The sequence below is a fragment of the Enterobacter sp. 01-M-02-SI-ECC genome (assembly GCF_047530595.1).
Taxonomy (GTDB): Bacteria; Pseudomonadota; Gammaproteobacteria; order Enterobacterales; family Enterobacteriaceae; genus Enterobacter; species Enterobacter cloacae_M.
Genome location: NZ_JBLKCZ010000014.1, coordinates 24454 through 41659, shown reverse-complemented (window position 1 = coordinate 41659; position 17206 = coordinate 24454). Strand labels below are relative to the sequence as shown.

The following is a 17206-nucleotide window of genomic DNA, read 5'->3' as shown; positions in this document are numbered from 1 at the left end:
CTTTCCCTGCAGAGCAAGCATCTCGGTGCAGGGAAAGATTATATCACGCTTTTATTAGTCGGGAGTAAAGTGACGTAAATGTTGAACGGTTGCCAGCCAGGCTGCCACCCATCCAATCATCGAACAAACCAGCAGCAGCAACAGGCACTCATCGAAGCCTAAGCCACTGATATCAAACTTTGTTCCGAAAACCTGCGCCACTTCAGTGACGGCAGATGAAAGTCGCATCACCAAAATTTCTGACAATATCAGTGAAAGAAATGCACCGGAAAAACCGAGCAGTGCACCGCCGTAAAGGAACGGTCGGAGGATGAAACCATCCGTTGCACCAATCAGTTTCTGCACGTTGATGGTATCGCGACGGGCGAAAATGCTCAGGCGCACGCTGTTACCGATGACGAGGAAGACCGCCGCCACCATCAGCACGCCAATCATCGCCGCGACGCGTCCTACCAGCCCGGTCAGGGCAGAGAGACGCGCAAACCAGCTGTCGTCCATGCGCACTTCATCAATGCCCTTAATGCGCGTGATGCGATCGCGCAGGGTGTTAAGCGAATCGGTCCCCTGGAAATCCAGCTTCGGGATCACCACCGCAACGGCGGGCAGCGGGTTCTCTTCGAGCATATCCAGCGCGCCGCCAAAGCCAGACCAGTTACGGAACTCGCCCAGCGCGTCTTCACGTGAGAGATAGTTGACCTTCTCCACGCCCTGCTCGGCCTGGATTTGCCCAACCACCTGCGCCGCGGCGTTATCGTCGAGCGCTTTATCCATATAGACCGTGATCTGCGGAGACGGATAATACTGTGAGGCCGCCTGGTTGACGTTTTTATAGACCATATAGCAGACGCTCGGCAGCGTGAGGGAGATGGCAATCACCATCACCGTCAGGAACGTCGCCAGCGGTTTGCTTTTCAGATCCTGCAGCGCGCCGTGGAAAGCGTAGCGCACCTGCTCGTTGAACACGTTGGTTTTACGGGAGGCCGGTTTTGGCGCGGCCTTCTGGCGCTTCGGCGCATTACGATTGCCGTCACCACCGCCCTGCGGCTTACGGAAACGGTCAAACCGGTTCCCGAACTGCCGAATCTGGTTTATTGCATCACGCTTATTCACCGTGGCCTCCGTGCAAATGCCCGTCGCTCAGGGTCAGCATGCGGTACGAACGACGGGAAATGAGCCCGATGTCGTGCGTCGCCATCAATACGGTGACTCCTACGCGGTTAAATTCCTCAAACAGACGCAAAATCCCTTCTGACAGAGCATCGTCCAGGTTACCGGTCGGTTCATCCGCCAGCAGTACGGCAGGCTTGTTCACCACCGCGCGGGCGATGCCCACGCGCTGCTGCTCACCGCCGGAGAGCTGGATCGGGAAGTTCTTCGCTTTGTCCAGCAGCCCGACCTTATCCAGCGCCGCAGAGACGCGACGGCGGATATCGTCATAGCTGGCGCCGGCAATAATCAGCGGAATGGCCACGTTATCGAAAACGGTGCGATCCATCAGCAGGTGGTGATCCTGGAAAATCATGCCGATCTGGCGACGCAGGAACGGCACCTCACGGTTTTTCAGGCGGCTGATCTCATGGCCGCTGAAAAAGATCTTCCCGGCGCTTGGCCGCTCGATCCCACAGATAAGCTTGAGCAGGGTACTTTTCCCCGCGCCGGAATGGCCGGTCAGGAATGCCATCTCGCCCGGCTGCAGGTGGAATGTCACCCCCTGCAGCGCTTGTCTCCCACCGAGATAGGCCTTGCTGACGTGTTCAAAGCGAATCATTGTTAGTCCTCTCGGGCAAATAATGCCTCAATAAAGTCGTCCGCCTTAAACGGACGCAAATCCTCAATACGCTCGCCCACACCGATGTAGCGGATAGGAATGCCGAACTGGTCGGCCACGGAGAAGATCACCCCGCCTTTCGCGGTGCCGTCCAGCTTGGTCAGCGCGATCCCGGTCAGTCCTACCGCTTCAGTGAACAGCTTCGCCTGGCTGATGGCGTTCTGTCCGGTGCTGGCATCAATGGTCAGCATAATTTCATGCGGCGCGTCTTCGTCCAGCTTCTTCATGACGCGAACGATTTTCTTCAATTCTTCCATCAGGTGCGATTTGTTCTGCAAACGCCCTGCGGTATCGGCAATCAGCACGTCCACGTTGCGCGCCTTCGCCGCCTGGATGGCGTCAAAGATCACGGACGCGGAATCCGCGCCGGTATGCTGGGCAATCACCGGAATGTTGTTGCGCTGGCCCCACACCTGCAGCTGCTCAACCGCTGCCGCGCGGAAGGTATCGCCCGCCGCCAGCATCACCGATTTGCCCTGCTGCTCGAACTGACGCGCCAGCTTGCCGATGGTGGTGGTTTTACCCACGCCGTTCACGCCGACCATCAGAATAACAAATGGCGTTTTGCCTTCAATATTAAGCGGTTCGTCAACTTTTGCGAGAATTTCACCCATCTCGTCTTTCAGCAGACCGTACAGCGCTTCGGCGTCGCGCAGCTGTTTGCGGCTCGCCCCTTCGGTCAGATTGGCGATGATCTTACGGGTAGTTTCTACCCCAACGTCAGCAATCAGCAGTTGTTCTTCCAGCTCTTCAAACAGATCGTCGTCGATCTTCTTGCCGCGGAACAGACTGATAAATCCGGAACCTAAGTTTTCTTTGGTTTTAAGCAGGCTGCGCTTCAGGCGCGCGAAGAAACCTTCTTTGGTCGGTTTTTCCTGCTCCTGGACGCTCTCTTCTTCGGCCTGCTCTTCTACCGGCACGACGATGACCGCTTCTTCCGCGGCTTCTGCCGCCAGCGCCTGGGCTTCCAGCTCTTCGTCGGTCAGCTCTGGCTCGAGTGCCGCGTCTTCCTCCACCGCCTCAACAATTTCAACGGTTTCCGCTTCCGCCTGCCACTCTTCGGCAGAAACCTCTTCGGCTTTCACCTCTTCCGGCAGCGGCAGCTCTTCATGTTCGATAACGGCCTGTGGCGCTTCGGTAATGTCCTCAACGATAATCGATTCTGGCTGCTCGCTCTCCTGAACCTGTTCAGTGACCTCAACCACCTCTTGTGCAAAGGATTCAATCTCTTCTTTGCTGTGCGCCGTTTCTTCCGCTTCGACAACCGCGGCGGTTTCTACAGGCGTTTCAGGCTGCGACTGCTCTTCAACGGCTTGTTGATCTTCGGTTTTCTGTTCTGTTTCTTGCTCTTTTTCACCGAAGCCCAGCCAGGAAAAGAAGCCACGTTTTTTTTGTTTTGCCATCTGCGACTACACTCCTCGCGGCGCTATATACATGGAAGCTAAAAAAATGATGAAATAGTCTAACACTTTACTTAATTGACATCACCGCCCGCAATCGCAGGCCAATTGTTAACAGAGCTTTCCTGAGATGAAGAAACCCAACCGCGCCCCGGCCGGTCAAATTCGTATTATCGGCGGTCAGTGGCGAGGCCGGAAATTACCGGTGCCGGACAGCCCCGGTTTACGCCCTACTACCGACCGCGTGCGCGAGACGCTGTTTAACTGGCTGGCCCCGTCAATGGTAGACGCCCACTGCCTGGACTGCTTCGCCGGAAGCGGCGCGCTGGGGCTGGAAGCGCTGTCGCGCTATGCCGCCAGCGCCACGCTGCTGGAGATGGAGCGCGGCGTTGCGCAGACGCTGCAGCAAAATCTGGCGACGCTAAAGGCGAGCAACGCCAAAGTCGTGAACACCAACACGCTGAGCTTCCTCGCGCAAAAGGGCACGCCGCATAACGTGGTGTTTGTCGATCCGCCGTTCCGCAAGGGGCTGCTGGAAGAGACGTTATCCCTGCTGGAGCAAAACGGCTGGCTGGCGGATGACGCGCTAATTTACGTTGAAAGCGAAGTGGAAAACGGTTTGCCACCTGTTCCCGCCCACTGGGATCTGCACCGCGAAAAGGTCGCTGGTCAGGTGGCCTATCGTCTTTATCACCGTCAGGCACAAGGAGGCTCCGATGCCGGTACTGATTAACCTGGGACGTTTGCTGATGCTGGGCGTCTGGGCATTTTTGATTTTAAATCTGGTGCACCCGTTCCCGCGCCCGATGAATATTTTCGTTAACGTCGCGCTGATTTTCACGTCGTTCATGCACGCCCTGCAGATGGTGATGCTGAAAAACGGTCTGCCGAAAGACGGCCCGCAGATGACGGGCTGGCAGCAGCTGCGCGTGTTTATTTTCGGCGTGTTTGAGCTGCTGGTATGGATGAAGAAGTTTAAGGCGCAGGTGAAGAAGTAAGGCGCGGCCTGATGCCCTCACCCTAACCCTCTCCCAAGGGGAGAGGGCCGGGGTGAGGGGAAAATTACCGCTCCGGTTCAAACCCTTCAAACCGCGACCCTTTGTAACTCAACGTCCCTTTCTCCCCCACCGTCAGCTGATGATACTGCTGCGCCTCCAGGCGGAAGGTTATCTCCAGGCCGCCCGCTTCCGGCTTAAAGCTCGCTTCATAGCGCATTGCTGTGCCCGCAGGCGTCACCTGCTGCTGGCGCGAGCGGCGGTCGTTGAGCGGTTTTTCGCGTTTGTTGGTCACCTCCACGCGCTTTTGCATCAGCGGCGCGGCATCGTTATCCGCCTTCTCGCGGCGCTGCTGCACGAAACGGAACGAGGCGGCAATGACGATAATCGCCACCACGATAATGAAAAAAAGCGGCATCTTGCTCATTCGACAATCCCATCAGATTTTGCGGAATTCAGGATACCTTGCCTCCCCCGCCATTGCCAAACGCCCGCCCGCGTCACTACACTGGATCAGAAACTGATTATTCAGACTTAACAGATACAGGGAGTTAATATGCTTTGGTCATTTATCGCTGTCTGTTTTTCCGCATGGCTTTATGTCGATGCGTCGTACCGCGGTCCCACCTGGCAGCGCTGGTTATTTAAACCGGTCACGCTGTTGCTCCTGCTGCTGCTGGCCTGGCAAGCGCCGATGTTCAACGCCGTCAGCTATCTGGTGCTAGCCGGACTGTGTGCATCCCTGATTGGCGATGCCTTAACCCTGCTGCCACGCCAGCGCCTGCTCTACGCCGTTGGGGCGTTCTTCCTGTCGCATCTGCTCTATACCATCTACTTTGCCAGCCAGATGACGCTCTCCTTCTTCTGGCCGCTGCCGCTGGTGCTGCTGGTGATTGGCGCGCTGCTGATTGCGGTGATCTGGTCACGACTGGAAGAGATGCGTTTGCCGGTCTGTACCTTTATCGCCATGACGCTCGTGATGGTGTGGCTGGCGGGCGAGCTGTGGTTCTTCCGTCCGACCGCTCCGGCGATGTCCGCGTTCTTCGGCGCCGCGCTGCTGCTGATCGGGAATATCGTGTGGCTGGGCAGCCACTATCGCCGCCGCTTCCGGGCGGATAACGCGATAGCCTCCGCCTGTTACTTTGCCGGGCATTTCCTGATTGTGCGTTCGCTGTATATCTAAATAGCGCTTGACTCTGGAGTCGACTCCAGAGTGTATGCTGCGGTTAATGAGAAAATTATCATTGCCGGAGACTGCCATGTCGACTCCAGAAATACCTAAAAAAGTTCCTCAATTCTCGGCACTTAAGCTCAGCCCGGCTCCGTCGAAAGACGACTGCTGCTGCGAAGGCGCGTGCGAAACGCCAACTCAACCCCTTCCTGAAAGCGGCAACCGCTACAGCTGGGTCGTCAACGGAATGGACTGCGCGGCCTGCGCCCGCAAGGTGGAAAACGCCGTCAAGCAGGTGCCGGGCGTGAGTCACGTTCAGGTGCTGTTCGCCACCGAAAAGCTGCTGGTCAGCGCCGATAGCGACGTCAGCAAACAGATTGAAGCCGCCGTCAGCAAGGCGGGCTATACCCTGCGCAGCGAAACGGCGCCCGTTGAAAAAGCCTCCTCCCTGAAAGAAAACCTGCCGCTCATTACCCTCACCATCATGATGGCCCTGAGCTGGGGTCTGGAGCAGATTAACCATCCGTTCGGCAATCTGGCGTTTATAGCCACCACGCTGGTCGGCCTGTTCCCGATTGCCCGTCAGGCGCTGCGCCTGATGAAAAGCGGCAGCTGGTTTGCAATCGAAACGCTGATGAGCTTGGCGGCAATCGGCGCGCTGTTCATTGGCGCGACGGCAGAAGCGGCGATGGTGCTGCTGCTGTTCTTAATCGGCGAACGTCTTGAGGGCTGGGCGGCGAGCCGGGCGCGTAAAGGGGTCAGCGCGCTGATGGCGCTGAAGCCGGAAACCGCCACTCGCGTGATAAACGGCACGCGTGAAACGGTCGCCATCAATACGCTGCGCCCGGGCGACGTGATTGAGGTGGCCGCAGGGGGGCGTCTGCCCGCAGACGGCGCGCTGCTTGGCGCCACCGCGAGCTTTGATGAAAGCGCCCTGACCGGGGAATCCATTCCGGTAGAGCGGGCCGCGGGTGAAAAAGTGCCTGCTGGCGCCACCAGCGTCGACCGTCTGGTGCAGCTCACCGTGCTTTCCGAGCCGGGCGACAGCGCCATCGACCGTATCCTGAAGCTGATTGAAGAGGCCGAAGAGCGCCGCGCGCCGGTCGAACGCTTTATCGATCGCTTCAGCCGAATTTATACCCCTGCCATCATGCTGGTTGCCCTGCTGGTCACCGTCGTCCCGCCGCTGTTATTTGGCGCGCCGTGGGAGGGCTGGATTTATAAAGGGCTGACGCTGCTGCTGATTGGCTGCCCGTGCGCGCTGGTGATTTCCACCCCGGCTGCGATTACCTCCGGTCTTGCGGCGGCGGCGCGTCGCGGGGCGCTGATTAAGGGCGGCGCGGCGCTGGAGCAGCTGAGCCAGGTCCAGCATATCGCCTTCGATAAAACCGGCACGCTGACCGTCGGCAAGCCGCAGGTAACCGGCGTGTATCCGCAGGACATCAGTGAAGATGCGTTGCTTACACTGGCCGCCGCCGTTGAACAGGGCTCCACTCACCCGCTGGCGCAGGCGATTGTGCGTGAAGCGCAGGCGCGCGGGCTGGACATCCCTCCGGCAACCGCCCAGCGGGCGCTGGTCGGGTCAGGGATTGAGGCCATCGTTGACGGTAAAAAGGTGCTGATTGTCGCGGCGGGCAAGTCTTCTAATCCAGAGATTGAGGCGTTAGAACAGACCGGACAAACCGTCGTGACCGTTATGCAGGACGGCGTCGCGAAAGGGATGCTGGCGCTGCGCGATACCCTGCGCGATGACGCCAAAGAAGCCGTGGCGGCGCTGCACAAGCTGAGCGTGCAGGGCGTTATACTCACCGGTGATAACCCTCGCGCGGCGGCAGCGATTGCCGGTGAGCTGGGGCTGGAGTTTAAAGCCGGACTGTTGCCTGCGGATAAGGTCAGCGCCGTGACGGAGCTGAACGCTCGCGCACCGCTGGCAATGGTCGGTGACGGGATTAACGATGCCCCGGCGATGAAAGCGTCCACCATCGGTATAGCGATGGGCAGCGGTACCGACGTGGCGCTGGAAACGGCCGACGCGGCATTGACGCACAACCGCCTGACCGGGCTGGCGCAGATGATTAGCCTGGCGCGCGCGACGCGGGCCAACATCCGTCAGAACATCGGCATTGCGCTCGGGCTGAAAGGAATTTTCCTCGTGACGACCCTGCTCGGCATGACCGGATTGTGGCTGGCGGTGCTGGCGGATACCGGGGCAACGGTACTGGTGACGGCGAACGCGCTCCGGCTGCTGCGTCGCCGATAAAAAAAGCCCGGTGGCGCTAGCGCTTACCGGGCCTCCATGTCCTGCTAACTCGTAGGTCGGGTAAGGCGAAGCCGCCACCCGACTTTTTTATAAGAAATAGCTCATCGCCAGGCCTAAAAACAGCACCAGACCAACGTAGTTATTGTTCATAAACGCTTTAAAACAGGCGTCACGTTCACGCCTGGCGATCAACTTCTGCTGATAAGCAAACAGCAGTCCCGCCACCAGCACGGACCAGTAAAACTCCCAGTTCAGCCCGTTCAGGCGACCGATCGCAACCATCAGCGCCAGTACCGCAACCTGCAGGATACCGATAATCAGCTTGTCCTGACGACCAAAGAGGATGGCGGTGGATTTGATGCCAATCTTCAGGTCATCGTCGCGATCTACCATCGCGTATTGCGTGTCATACGCCACGGCCCAGAGAATGTTCGCCAGGAACATCAGCCAGCAGCTGAGCGGTAAGGACTCACTAACCGCCGCAAACGCCATCGGAATCGACCAGCCAAACGCTGCGCCCAGCACCACCTGAGGCAGGTGGGTATAGCGCTTCATAAACGGATAAACCCAGGCCAGGGCCAGCGCCGCAATGGAAAGCAGAATGGTCATGGTGTTCAGGGTTAACACCAGCAGGAAAGAGAGCAGCACCAGAACAATAAACAGCACGCGGGCTTCTTTCCCGGTGACCTGCCCGCTGGGTAACGGACGACCGGCAGTACGCTTAACATGACCGTCGAATTTACGATCGGCATAGTCATTCACCACGCAGCCCGCCGCGCGCATCAGCCAGACGCCGGCAACGAACACAGCCAGGATCCACAGCGGCGGCACGCCCGGCGTGGCGAGCCACAGCGCCCAGAGGGTCGGCCACAGCAGCAGCAACGCGCCAATCGGTTTATCGGTACGCATTAAGCGGTGATACGCCAACAGCTTATTCTGCGTCAGGCTCCACTCCATTTTTTCTTCCTCTTAGTACAACGGTGATGCCGGTAAAAAAAGCTCCGTCAGTATTAACGGTTTACCGCTCAGGCGAAGGCGGGAACGACGCCCCCACAGTTCAGCATCACGACCAATCTCAATAAAATCCCGGGTAAGCTCAGACGAGGTGAAAAGGTAACGCCCCAGAGGCGTTTTCCCCAGACGTTGCAGCGCGAGCTCTGGCCCGGAAAGGGTGGACTCGGGCACTACCGTCCGTCCGGCAAGCCACGGCTCGCCATCGGCACAGAGCAAAATTTCGCGCAGCCAGTAACGTGGCTCGTGCGGCAGCAGCGGCAGCTCGTTGGCGATCTCATCGCCAGAGACAAACCCTTCCTGAATCAGGGTCACCGTGACCGTTTTACCCTGTTGCTCAAAACGTTTCGTCATGGAATCTTCCAGCAGCAACCAGTCGAGCTGCTGCAGATCAAGCGCAGGTATTTGGTCGAAATAGCGCAGCGCACGCAGTTGCGTTAGCGCAGGGTGTGACATGCCAGACTCTCCGATACATAACGTAATGGCATTGTATCGCAGAAACACGGATTGAGGGGGGCCAAACGTTATTTAACGATCACGATCGCAACATGGGCGCAACAGCCTGGCCGATACGAAAAAAAGTGCGCCCACTCAGGCGCACCAAACTACTAACAAATCAGCACTGTGGGGAAACGGTTACCCCTTGCCTTTTACACTGCTGATAAAGGTGGAACGGGCAGTGGTTGAACCTAAACGTTCGGCTTCATCAAGCAGCTTCAGCGCTTTATCGACATCGCCGCGCTTCACCGCCTGCTTAATGGCGTTGTTGAAGTACTCTTCGGTGTCGTTCAGTACCGGCTCGGCTTTCTTCGCCGAGGCAGGCGCTGCAGTCGCTACCGGTGCGGCTGCCGTGGCAGCGGGTGCGGTATAGGCAGGTGCAGGTGCCGCAGTGTTGCCAACGGTGACAGCAGCAGGGCCAGAGGATCCGAATAACGGCCCGACCAGAATACTGGAGCTGGTGTTTGTTTGAACTTTGAGTTTTAGCGTACCGTTCGTCACATGGCGTGCGACCGGATCAGGAATATCAGGAATAGCGTTACCCGCCCCCTGAGCATAGGATTTTGCCGGATCAATCATTTTGGTGGTGCGCTGCAGATCTTCGGGCGTAGTAAACGCGAGGATATAAATCTTTTGCTGGCCTAAAGCGGGTGTCAGTTTCAGTATGCCCTCAAGGCGGTCAGCCGACATGACGCCGGGTTTCTGATAGGTAAAATAACTGCTAGGGAAAAAAGCTGAAGGCGACATGTTTTGATCAAGCACTAACACGTTTGGTGCAAATACAGAGGGTGTTTTGTCGGCTTCACTGACAAGCGTTAACGTTAACTCACCCACATTTGCAGGGACACTCCATGCAGCAACCGGTCCTGAAATTCCCGGTACATTCAGGGTCTGTCCTGTATTCCCCAACTCGATGGTCTGGGTTTGTGCCACATTCACGGGCACCCAGTTCAGACTTTGCAGTGTGGCAGAGGGGATCGCAGGCGCAGCAGTCGTGTTCTGCGGAACGATATTGACATCAGCCAAGCTCACTGCTGGTAATGCAGCAAACATGCCCGCCGTCAGACAGAGTGCTAAGAGACTTTTTTTCATCGTTATGACCTCATTATTCGAAAGCATGGTAGCCAGGCAATAGCGCATACTTTCCGAGAAATGCGTTATGAGTTAGAGGGGCCTAAGCCCCTCTTTTAAATACATTAACGTCTAAAATTACCACCAGATTTCCATCTGAGCACCGAAGGTCCACTCATCGCTGTCACCACGGCTGGTCGTACCGAACGGAGTTACAGTGCTGTTGCTTGCAGCAGTGGAAGAGAAGTTACCCTCAGAGTCGGTCTTCACGTAACCCCATTTCTCATCCCACTTGGCGTAGGTAGCAAACACGCGAATCGCTGGACGGGACCAGATGCTGTCACCCGCCTGCCACTGTTGTGCCAGAGTGATTTTGTATTGGTCGTTACGATCGCCGGTTTGCTGAGATTTGACGTTGTCATATCCCACTTCCAGCAAGGTGCTCATGATAGGCGTCCATTTGTACATTGGACGCACGCCCACGGTGTACCAGGTGGTACCTTGATTGTTGTCACGATCGATATCCTGATACATACCGACGTACATCAGGTCCCATTTATCCGCCAGCGTGATCGCACCGTGGTCGAGGATACGGATCAGGCTGCCGTCATTATCAACAGCACCCCCACGCGCCTGACCTTTACCCTGAGAAATCATGGAGTCGGTGGCGTACTGCACCACAAACTTGTTGAAGCCTTTCATCATGCTCTGGGTGTGTTCTGCAGTGAACATCCAGCCATCTTTCGATGCACCAGGCTGCAGGTAGTAATCGTCAGGAATGTTGGTATGGCCGTAGTCAACACCCAGTTCCAGAGTACCGCCCGGGTTAATTTCCATACCGGCTAAACGCGCATCAAACACGTCGTTTGGCACTTTGTTGTTATAGGTACGCAGACCGGTATTCGGATCGCGATCGCCAAAAGCCGAGGAGCCGCCGGATTCAGAAGAACGAGTTGCTGCGAGAGAGAGTTTACCTATACCGACATCAACGTTTTCCAGACCTGCACCAGGACCAGAAATATCCCAGTAGTAGAAGTCGATCATGTGAACGTCATGACGTTGATAGAAACGCTTACCTGCCCAAATATTTGCCCCTGGCAGTGAATCAATCAGGTTTTTACCTACGACGTTAAACTCACGCACTGCTGGCGTGTTACTGTCTTCCCAGTCGTTAAGCTGAGCAGTTTTATAGGCGATGTTGGAATCGAAATAGAAGCTCTTGTCCGCTTCTTTCCACACTTCCTGGCCTAATTTAACTTCCGCATAGGTTTCACACTCGTTACCAAGACGATATTTAGAATCCGCACCGGTGGTCTGGAAACATTGTTGTTCACCGCCACTCCCGGTCCAGCCAATGCCGGAACGAGCATAACCTTTAAAGTCCACGGCGCCTGCCTGGGCAGACAGGATGCCTGCCGCAACGGCGATTGCCAGAGGGACTTGTTTGCGCAGAGTAATCATCATTCTATCTCCTGAGATCATTGCTTTTCTTTGAACACTTGACCTGTCGGTTTCGTGTCTTCTTTTGGGATTGCTTAAACGCCTGGCTCTTTGTGCAACCGACGACATGCGGTGCCATCCTCACGGAACAGATGGCAACGCTCTGGCGGCAAGCCGATAGCGAATGTGGCACCCTCTTCTACCAACACCACGTCGTTCTGGCGGTAGACCAGGTTCTGACGGATGGCGGGGATCTGGATATGAATCTGTGTTTCGTGACCAAGCTGTTCGACGACCTGAACGTCACCTTCCAGGGTCACATCAGCGATGTGGCTCGGCAGCAGGTGCTCAGGACGAATACCGAGGGACATGTTTGCCCCGACCTGTACGTTGGCGCTGTCGACCGGCAGCCAGACCTGCTGGCGGTTTGGCAGCTCCACCTGTACCTGTTCAATGGCTGTCGCGGTCACTTTGACGGGCAGGAAGTTCATCTTTGGCGAGCCAATAAAGCCCGCAACAAAGCGGTCAGCCGGGTAGTGGTACAGTTCCAGCGGTTTACCCACCTGCGCCACGCGGCCGGCATCCAGCACCACGATTTTGTCGGCGAGGGTCATCGCTTCCACCTGATCGTGAGTGACGTAAATCATCGTTCGGCCAAGACGCTTGTGCAGACGGGAGATTTCAATACGCATCTGGACGCGCAGGGCGGCATCCAGGTTAGAGAGAGGTTCATCAAGCAGGAACACGCGCGGTTCGGCCACCAGGGTACGGCCAATCGCCACACGCTGACGCTGACCACCGGAAAGCGCTTTTGGTTTACGCTCCAGCAGGTGGGCCAGCTGTAACACTTCCGCCACCTGCGTCACGCGCTGGTTAATGACCTCTTTCTTCGCGCCGGCCAGCTTCAGGCCAAAGGACATATTTTCGGCAACGGAAAGGTGTGGATAGAGTGCATAAGACTGGAACACCATACCGACGCCACGTTCGGCAGGCGGGATGTCGTTCATTCGGGTATCACCAATCAGCAGGTCGCCGCTGGTAATCGTTTCAAGACCGGCAATCATACGCAGCAGAGTAGATTTACCACAGCCTGATGGGCCAACAAACACCACGAATTCACCTTCGTTGATGTCCAGATTGATGTCTTTCGACACCACAACGTCACCCCAGGCTTTCGTTACATTACGCAGCTGTACGCTCGCCATGCCCTTCTCCCTTCGTTACAACCTGTCACCGACAGAAACATTCAAGATAAGTTCACTATGGGGTATCCATTACTTTCACGAATCCTCCACCCCCCGCCTTTTTTATGGGGGAGGAGGCGGGAGGATGAGGGAGCAGGCTCTGCGACCGCCGCGGGCGGGCTGAGGCAAAATTCGTGAAGCCGCCTGCAAAATTCGGTGGGTTTTTATGTGCGCCAGCACTCATAACTTAAATTTATGCAACGGAGATCACACAAACGGGGGGTGGGGCGTAGGGGTTGGGAGGATGGAAAGAGGATGTCAAATAAGGAGACTGAGTCACGTTGAACCACCTTATGTATCCACGAGCACATCACCAAAAAGGATGGCAGATATGAATATCAAGACTGGCGCACGCGTTTTCGCATTGTCCGCCCTTGCAGCAATGATGGTTTCCGCCCCAGCGCTCGCCAAAATTGAAGAAGGCAAGCTGGTTATCTGGATTAACGGCGATAAGGGCTATAACGGCCTGGCCGAAGTGGGCAAAAAATTCGAAAAAGATACCGGCATCAAAGTTACCGTAGAACATCCGGACAAGCTGGAAGAGAAGTTCCCGCAGGTTGCAGCAACCGGCGACGGCCCGGACATCATCTTCTGGGCGCATGACCGTTTTGGGGGTTACGCGCAGTCTGGCCTGCTGGCAGAAGTGACGCCAGATAAAGCCTTCCAGGACAAGCTGTTCCCGTTCACCTGGGATGCCGTTCGCTATAACGGCAAGCTGATCGCTTACCCAATCGCGGTTGAAGCCCTGTCTCTGATTTACAACAAAGACCTGGTACCAAACCCACCGAAAACCTGGGAAGAGATCCCGAAACTGGATAAAGAGCTGAAGGCGAAAGGTAAATCCGCCCTGATGTTCAACCTGCAAGAGCCGTACTTCACCTGGCCGCTCATTGCTGCCGATGGCGGTTACGCGTTCAAGTTTGAAAACGGCAAATATGACGTGAAAGACGTGGGCGTGGACAACGCTGGCGCGAAAGCGGGTCTGACCTTCCTGGTGGATCTGATCAAGAACAAACACATGAACGCGGATACCGACTACTCCATCGCGGAAGCGGCGTTCAACAAAGGCGAAACCGCGATGACCATCAACGGTCCGTGGGCCTGGACCAACATCGACAAGAGCAAAGTCAACTACGGCGTAGCGCTGCTGCCAACCTTCAAAGGCAAGCCGTCTAAACCGTTCGTTGGCGTGCTGAGCGCGGGCATCAACGCCGCCAGCCCGAACAAAGAGCTGGCGAAAGAGTTCCTGGAAAACTATCTGCTGACCGATCAGGGTCTGGATGAAGTGAACAAGGACAAACCGCTGGGCGCCGTCGCGCTGAAATCCTTCCAGGATCAGCTGGCGAAAGACCCACGTATCGCGGCCACCATGGATAACGCCCAGAAAGGCGAAATCATGCCGAACATCCCACAGATGGCCGCGTTCTGGTACGCCACGCGTACCGCGGTCATCAACGCTGCAAGCGGTCGTCAGACTGTCGATGCCGCGCTGAAAGATGCTCAGGGTCGTATTACTAAGTAATGACGTAGTCCCCTCTCCCTTTGGGAGAGGGTTAGGGTGAGGGTTGGCGCTATCCGCACGCCCCGGCCCTCTCCCCCAGGAGAGGGAGAAAAGATCAAACGTTGTAGAGGAAAAACCCCATGGATGTCATTAAAAAGAAACGCTGGTGGCAAAGCGACGCGCTGAAGTGGTCAGCGATAGGTCTGCTGTGTCTGCTGGTGGGTTACCTTGTTGTTTTAATGTACGTACAAGGGGAATATCTGTTCGCCATCATGACGCTGATTTTAAGTTCTGCTGGCCTGTATATTTTCGCTAATCGTAAAGCCTATGCCTGGCGCTATGTCTACCCGGGCGTGGCCGGGATGGGGCTGTTTGTCCTGTTCCCCCTGATTTGTACCATCGCCATTGCGTTTACCAACTACAGCAGCACCAACCAGCTTGCGCAGGAACGCGCGCAGCAGGTCCTGCTGGATCGCTCATATCAGGCAGGCAAGACCTTTAACTTCGGCCTCTATCCTGCCGGGAACGAGTGGAAGTTAGCGCTTACTGACGAAGCAAGCGGGAAATACTTCGTCTCTGACGCCTTCAAATTTGGCGGCGAGCAGAAGCTGGCCTTAAAAGAGGCACAGGCCCTGCCGGAAGGTGAACGTGCCAACCTGCGCGTCATTACCCAGAACCGCCAGGCGCTGACCCAGCTCACCGCCGTGCTGCCAGACGAAAGCAAGGTGACCATGAGCTCGCTGCGCCAGTTCTCCGGCACGCAGCCGCTGTATACCCTGGCGGACGACGGCACGCTGACCAACAACCAGAGCGGCGTGAAATATCGTCCGAATAACGACATTGGTTTCTATCAGTCCATTACTGCCGACGGCAAATGGGGTGATGACAAGCTCAGCCCGGGCTACACAGTCACCATCGGCTGGGACAACTTTACCCGTGTGTTTACCGACGAAGGCATTCAGAAGCCGTTCTTCGCCATCTTCGTCTGGACGGTGGTCTTCTCGGTGTTGACGGTGATCCTGACCGTGGCCGTGGGCATGGTGCTGGCCTGTCTGGTCCAGTGGGAATCCCTGAAGGGCAAAGCGGTTTACCGCGTGCTGCTGATCCTGCCGTATGCCGTACCGTCGTTTATCTCGATTCTGATTTTCAAAGGGCTGTTTAACCAGAGCTTCGGTGAAATCAACATGATGCTGAGCGCCCTGTTCGGCATCAAACCAGCCTGGTTCAGCGACCCGACCACCGCTCGCTCGATGATTATCATCGTGAACACCTGGCTCGGTTATCCGTACATGATGATCCTGTGCATGGGCCTGCTGAAGGCTATCCCGGACGATCTGTACGAAGCCTCAGCGATGGACGGCGCGGGCCCGTTCCAGAACTTCTTTAAAATTACGCTGCCGCTGCTCATTAAGCCGCTGACGCCGCTGATGATTGCCAGCTTCGCCTTTAACTTTAACAACTTCGTGCTGATTCAGCTGTTGACCAACGGCGGCCCGGACCGCCTTGGCACCACGACGCCAGCAGGCTATACCGACCTGCTCGTGAGCTACACCTACCGTATCGCCTTCGAAGGCGGCGGCGGCCAGGACTTCGGTCTGGCGGCAGCGATTGCCACCCTGATCTTCCTGCTGGTAGGCGCTCTGGCGATTGTGAACCTGAAAGCCACACGTATGAAATTTGATTAAGGAGGGCATCAATCATGGCTATGGTACAACCCAAATCTCAGAAGTTGCGCCTCCTGGCGACGCACTTAGGCCTGCTGATTTTCATCGCGGCGATCATGTTCCCGCTGCTGATGGTTATCGCCATCTCCCTGCGTTCGGGTAACTTCGCGACGGGGAGCCTGATCCCGGACGAAATCTCCTGGGAGCACTGGAAGCTCGCGCTGGGCTTCAGCGTGGAACACGCGGATGGCCGCGTCACGCCGCCGCCGTTCCCGGTGCTGCTGTGGCTGTGGAACTCGGTGAAAATCGCAGGTATTACCGCCATCGGTATCGTGGCGCTTTCCACCACCTGCGCCTACGCCTTCGCCCGCATGCGTTTCCCGGGCAAAGCGACGCTGCTGAAAGGGATGCTGATTTTCCAGATGTTCCCGGCCGTGCTGTCGCTGGTGGCGTTGTATGCCCTGTTTGACCGTCTGGGCCAGTACGTACCCTTTATCGGCCTGAACACCCACGGCGGCGTGATCTTCGCCTATCTTGGCGGTATCGCACTGCATGTATGGACCATTAAAGGCTATTTCGAAACTATCGACGGCTCGCTGGAAGAAGCGGCCGCGCTGGATGGCGCAACCCCGTGGCAGGCGTTCCGCCTGGTGCTGCTGCCGCTGTCGGTGCCGATTCTGGCGGTAGTGTTTATCCTGTCGTTTATCGCTGCGATCACCGAAGTACCGGTTGCCTCACTGTTACTGCGTGATGTGAACAGCTACACCCTGGCCGTAGGTATGCAGCAATACCTCAACCCGCAAAACTACCTGTGGGGCGACTTTGCCGCGGCGGCCGTGCTTTCCGCCATCCCGATTACCGTGGTGTTCCTGCTGGCGCAGCGCTGGCTGGTCAACGGCCTGACGGCGGGCGGTGTGAAAGGTTAAGTTTCATTTTGTTATGCCACTGCAACCCTCAACTTTAGACGTATTGTATTGACCCAATACTCAAAATATTTTGCGGTGCTGGAAGGCGGCAAGTGAGTGAATCCCCAGGAGCTTACTAAAGTAAGTGACTGGGGTGAGCGAACGCAGCCAACGCATCAGCAGCGTAAAATATGAAGAGTAAACTTGTGACTGTTGTT

16 protein-coding genes are annotated in these 17206 nt (G+C 56.6%); 7 read left to right on the top strand and 9 right to left on the bottom strand.

The window, feature by feature from the left end; translation table 11 throughout:
* Positions 1–54 precede the first annotated feature (54 nt).
* The 3 genes from ftsX to ftsY are packed head-to-tail and all read right to left on the bottom strand — an operon-like array spanning position 55 to position 3231.
* Complete coding sequence (gene ftsX / locus ACMWLG_RS17130; RefSeq protein ID WP_023310017.1) at positions 55–1110, bottom strand: permease-like cell division protein FtsX; 1056 nt, start codon at positions 1108–1110, stop codon at positions 55–57.
* Positions 1103–1768, bottom strand: a complete 666-nt coding sequence (gene ftsE / locus ACMWLG_RS17125; protein ID WP_045402529.1) for a cell division ATP-binding protein FtsE — start codon at positions 1766–1768, stop codon at positions 1103–1105. Before ftsE ends, ftsX begins: the two co-directional genes overlap by 8 nt.
* 2 nt (positions 1769–1770) lie before the next feature.
* The gene (gene ftsY, locus ACMWLG_RS17120) at positions 1771–3231 is read right to left on the bottom strand and encodes a signal recognition particle-docking protein FtsY (RefSeq protein ID WP_045402532.1); all 1461 of its coding nucleotides are present in this window, start codon (positions 3229–3231) and stop codon (positions 1771–1773) included.
* A gap of 127 nt (positions 3232–3358) precedes the next feature.
* On the opposite strand from ftsY, the gene rsmD reads away from it, so the two are divergent.
* Both rsmD and ACMWLG_RS17110 read left to right on the top strand, forming a co-directional pair.
* Positions 3359–3961 (top strand): 16S rRNA (guanine(966)-N(2))-methyltransferase, encoded by a 603-nt coding sequence (rsmD, locus tag ACMWLG_RS17115; RefSeq protein WP_023310014.1) that lies wholly within the window; start codon positions 3359–3361, stop codon positions 3959–3961.
* Positions 3945–4226, top strand: coding sequence for a DUF1145 family protein (locus ACMWLG_RS17110; protein ID WP_010436509.1), 282 nt, complete (start codon positions 3945–3947; stop codon positions 4224–4226). Before rsmD ends, ACMWLG_RS17110 begins: the two co-directional genes overlap by 17 nt.
* A gap of 64 nt (positions 4227–4290) precedes the next feature.
* Here the strand turns inward: ACMWLG_RS17110 and ACMWLG_RS17105 are convergent, their stop codons facing one another.
* Entirely contained in the window at positions 4291–4650 is a 360-nt protein-coding gene (locus tag ACMWLG_RS17105; protein ID WP_045402536.1) for a DUF2500 domain-containing protein, read from the bottom strand.
* Between the two features lie 129 nt (positions 4651–4779).
* Between ACMWLG_RS17105 and ACMWLG_RS17100 the strand changes: the two genes are divergently transcribed.
* Together ACMWLG_RS17100 and zntA are read left to right on the top strand one after the other, a co-directional pair.
* A complete protein-coding gene (locus ACMWLG_RS17100) occupies positions 4780–5406 on the top strand; it encodes a lysoplasmalogenase (RefSeq protein ID WP_023310011.1) in 627 nt (208 codons plus the stop codon).
* A gap of 76 nt (positions 5407–5482) precedes the next feature.
* The gene (gene zntA / locus ACMWLG_RS17095) at positions 5483–7654 is read left to right on the top strand and encodes a Zn(II)/Cd(II)/Pb(II) translocating P-type ATPase ZntA (protein WP_045402539.1); all 2172 of its coding nucleotides are present in this window, start codon (positions 5483–5485) and stop codon (positions 7652–7654) included.
* 87 nt (positions 7655–7741) lie between these two features.
* On the opposite strand, the gene ubiA is transcribed toward zntA, so the two are convergent.
* The 5 genes from ubiA to malK form a co-directional block, all read right to left on the bottom strand.
* Entirely contained in the window at positions 7742–8611 is an 870-nt protein-coding gene (gene ubiA / locus ACMWLG_RS17090) for a 4-hydroxybenzoate octaprenyltransferase (protein ID WP_045402542.1), read from the bottom strand.
* Positions 8612–8623: 12 nt separating this feature from the next.
* Positions 8624–9121, bottom strand: coding sequence for a chorismate lyase (gene ubiC / locus ACMWLG_RS17085; RefSeq protein WP_045402546.1), 498 nt, complete (start codon positions 9119–9121; stop codon positions 8624–8626).
* 180 nt (positions 9122–9301) lie between these two features.
* Entirely contained in the window at positions 9302–10261 is a 960-nt protein-coding gene (malM, locus tag ACMWLG_RS17080; protein WP_045402588.1) for a maltose operon protein MalM, read from the bottom strand.
* A 111-nt stretch (positions 10262–10372) separates the two neighbouring features.
* Positions 10373–11698 (bottom strand): maltoporin, encoded by a 1326-nt coding sequence (locus ACMWLG_RS17075; protein ID WP_045402550.1) that lies wholly within the window; start codon positions 11696–11698, stop codon positions 10373–10375.
* A 71-nt stretch (positions 11699–11769) separates the two neighbouring features.
* Positions 11770–12879 carry a maltose/maltodextrin ABC transporter ATP-binding protein MalK gene (malK, locus tag ACMWLG_RS17070; protein WP_023310005.1) on the bottom strand — a complete coding sequence of 370 codons (1110 nt, stop codon included), beginning with the start codon at positions 12877–12879 and terminating at the stop codon, positions 11770–11772.
* A 370-nt stretch (positions 12880–13249) separates the two neighbouring features.
* Here malK and malE point away from each other — a divergent pair, with 370 nt between their 5' ends.
* The 3 genes from malE (at position 13250) to malG (ending at position 17009) form a co-directional block, all read left to right on the top strand.
* Entirely contained in the window at positions 13250–14440 is a 1191-nt protein-coding gene (malE, locus tag ACMWLG_RS17065) for a maltose/maltodextrin ABC transporter substrate-binding protein MalE (RefSeq protein ID WP_023310004.1), read from the top strand.
* A 119-nt stretch (positions 14441–14559) separates the two neighbouring features.
* Positions 14560–16104, top strand: a complete 1545-nt coding sequence (gene malF / locus ACMWLG_RS17060; protein WP_045402554.1) for a maltose ABC transporter permease MalF — start codon at positions 14560–14562, stop codon at positions 16102–16104.
* A 14-nt stretch (positions 16105–16118) separates the two neighbouring features.
* Complete coding sequence (malG, locus tag ACMWLG_RS17055) at positions 16119–17009, top strand: maltose ABC transporter permease MalG (protein WP_023310002.1); 891 nt, start codon at positions 16119–16121, stop codon at positions 17007–17009.
* Positions 17010–17206: the final 197 nt, after the last annotated feature.

Bases quoted from the DNA above. Each gene is read 5' to 3' on its own strand.
- ftsE (WP_045402529.1), bottom strand. From the start codon at position 1,768: ATGATTCGCTTTGAACACGTCAGCAAGGCCTATCTCGGTGGGAGACAA.
- ftsY (WP_045402532.1), bottom strand. From the start codon at position 3,231: ATGGCAAAACAAAAAAAACGTGGCTTCTTTTCCTGGCTGGGCTTCGGT.
- rsmD (WP_023310014.1), top strand. From the start codon at position 3,359: ATGAAGAAACCCAACCGCGCCCCGGCCGGTCAAATTCGTATTATCGGC.
- ACMWLG_RS17110 (WP_010436509.1), top strand. From the start codon at position 3,945: ATGCCGGTACTGATTAACCTGGGACGTTTGCTGATGCTGGGCGTCTGG.
- ACMWLG_RS17105 (WP_045402536.1), bottom strand. From the start codon at position 4,650: ATGAGCAAGATGCCGCTTTTTTTCATTATCGTGGTGGCGATTATCGTC.
- ACMWLG_RS17100 (WP_023310011.1), top strand. From the start codon at position 4,780: ATGCTTTGGTCATTTATCGCTGTCTGTTTTTCCGCATGGCTTTATGTC.
- zntA (WP_045402539.1), top strand. From the start codon at position 5,483: ATGTCGACTCCAGAAATACCTAAAAAAGTTCCTCAATTCTCGGCACTT.
- ubiA (WP_045402542.1), bottom strand. From the start codon at position 8,611: ATGGAGTGGAGCCTGACGCAGAATAAGCTGTTGGCGTATCACCGCTTA.
- ubiC (WP_045402546.1), bottom strand. From the start codon at position 9,121: ATGTCACACCCTGCGCTAACGCAACTGCGTGCGCTGCGCTATTTCGAC.
- ACMWLG_RS17075 (WP_045402550.1), bottom strand. From the start codon at position 11,698: ATGATGATTACTCTGCGCAAACAAGTCCCTCTGGCAATCGCCGTTGCG.
- malK (WP_023310005.1), bottom strand. From the start codon at position 12,879: ATGGCGAGCGTACAGCTGCGTAATGTAACGAAAGCCTGGGGTGACGTT.
- malE (WP_023310004.1), top strand. From the start codon at position 13,250: ATGAATATCAAGACTGGCGCACGCGTTTTCGCATTGTCCGCCCTTGCA.
- malF (WP_045402554.1), top strand. From the start codon at position 14,560: ATGGATGTCATTAAAAAGAAACGCTGGTGGCAAAGCGACGCGCTGAAG.
- malG (WP_023310002.1), top strand. From the start codon at position 16,119: ATGGCTATGGTACAACCCAAATCTCAGAAGTTGCGCCTCCTGGCGACG.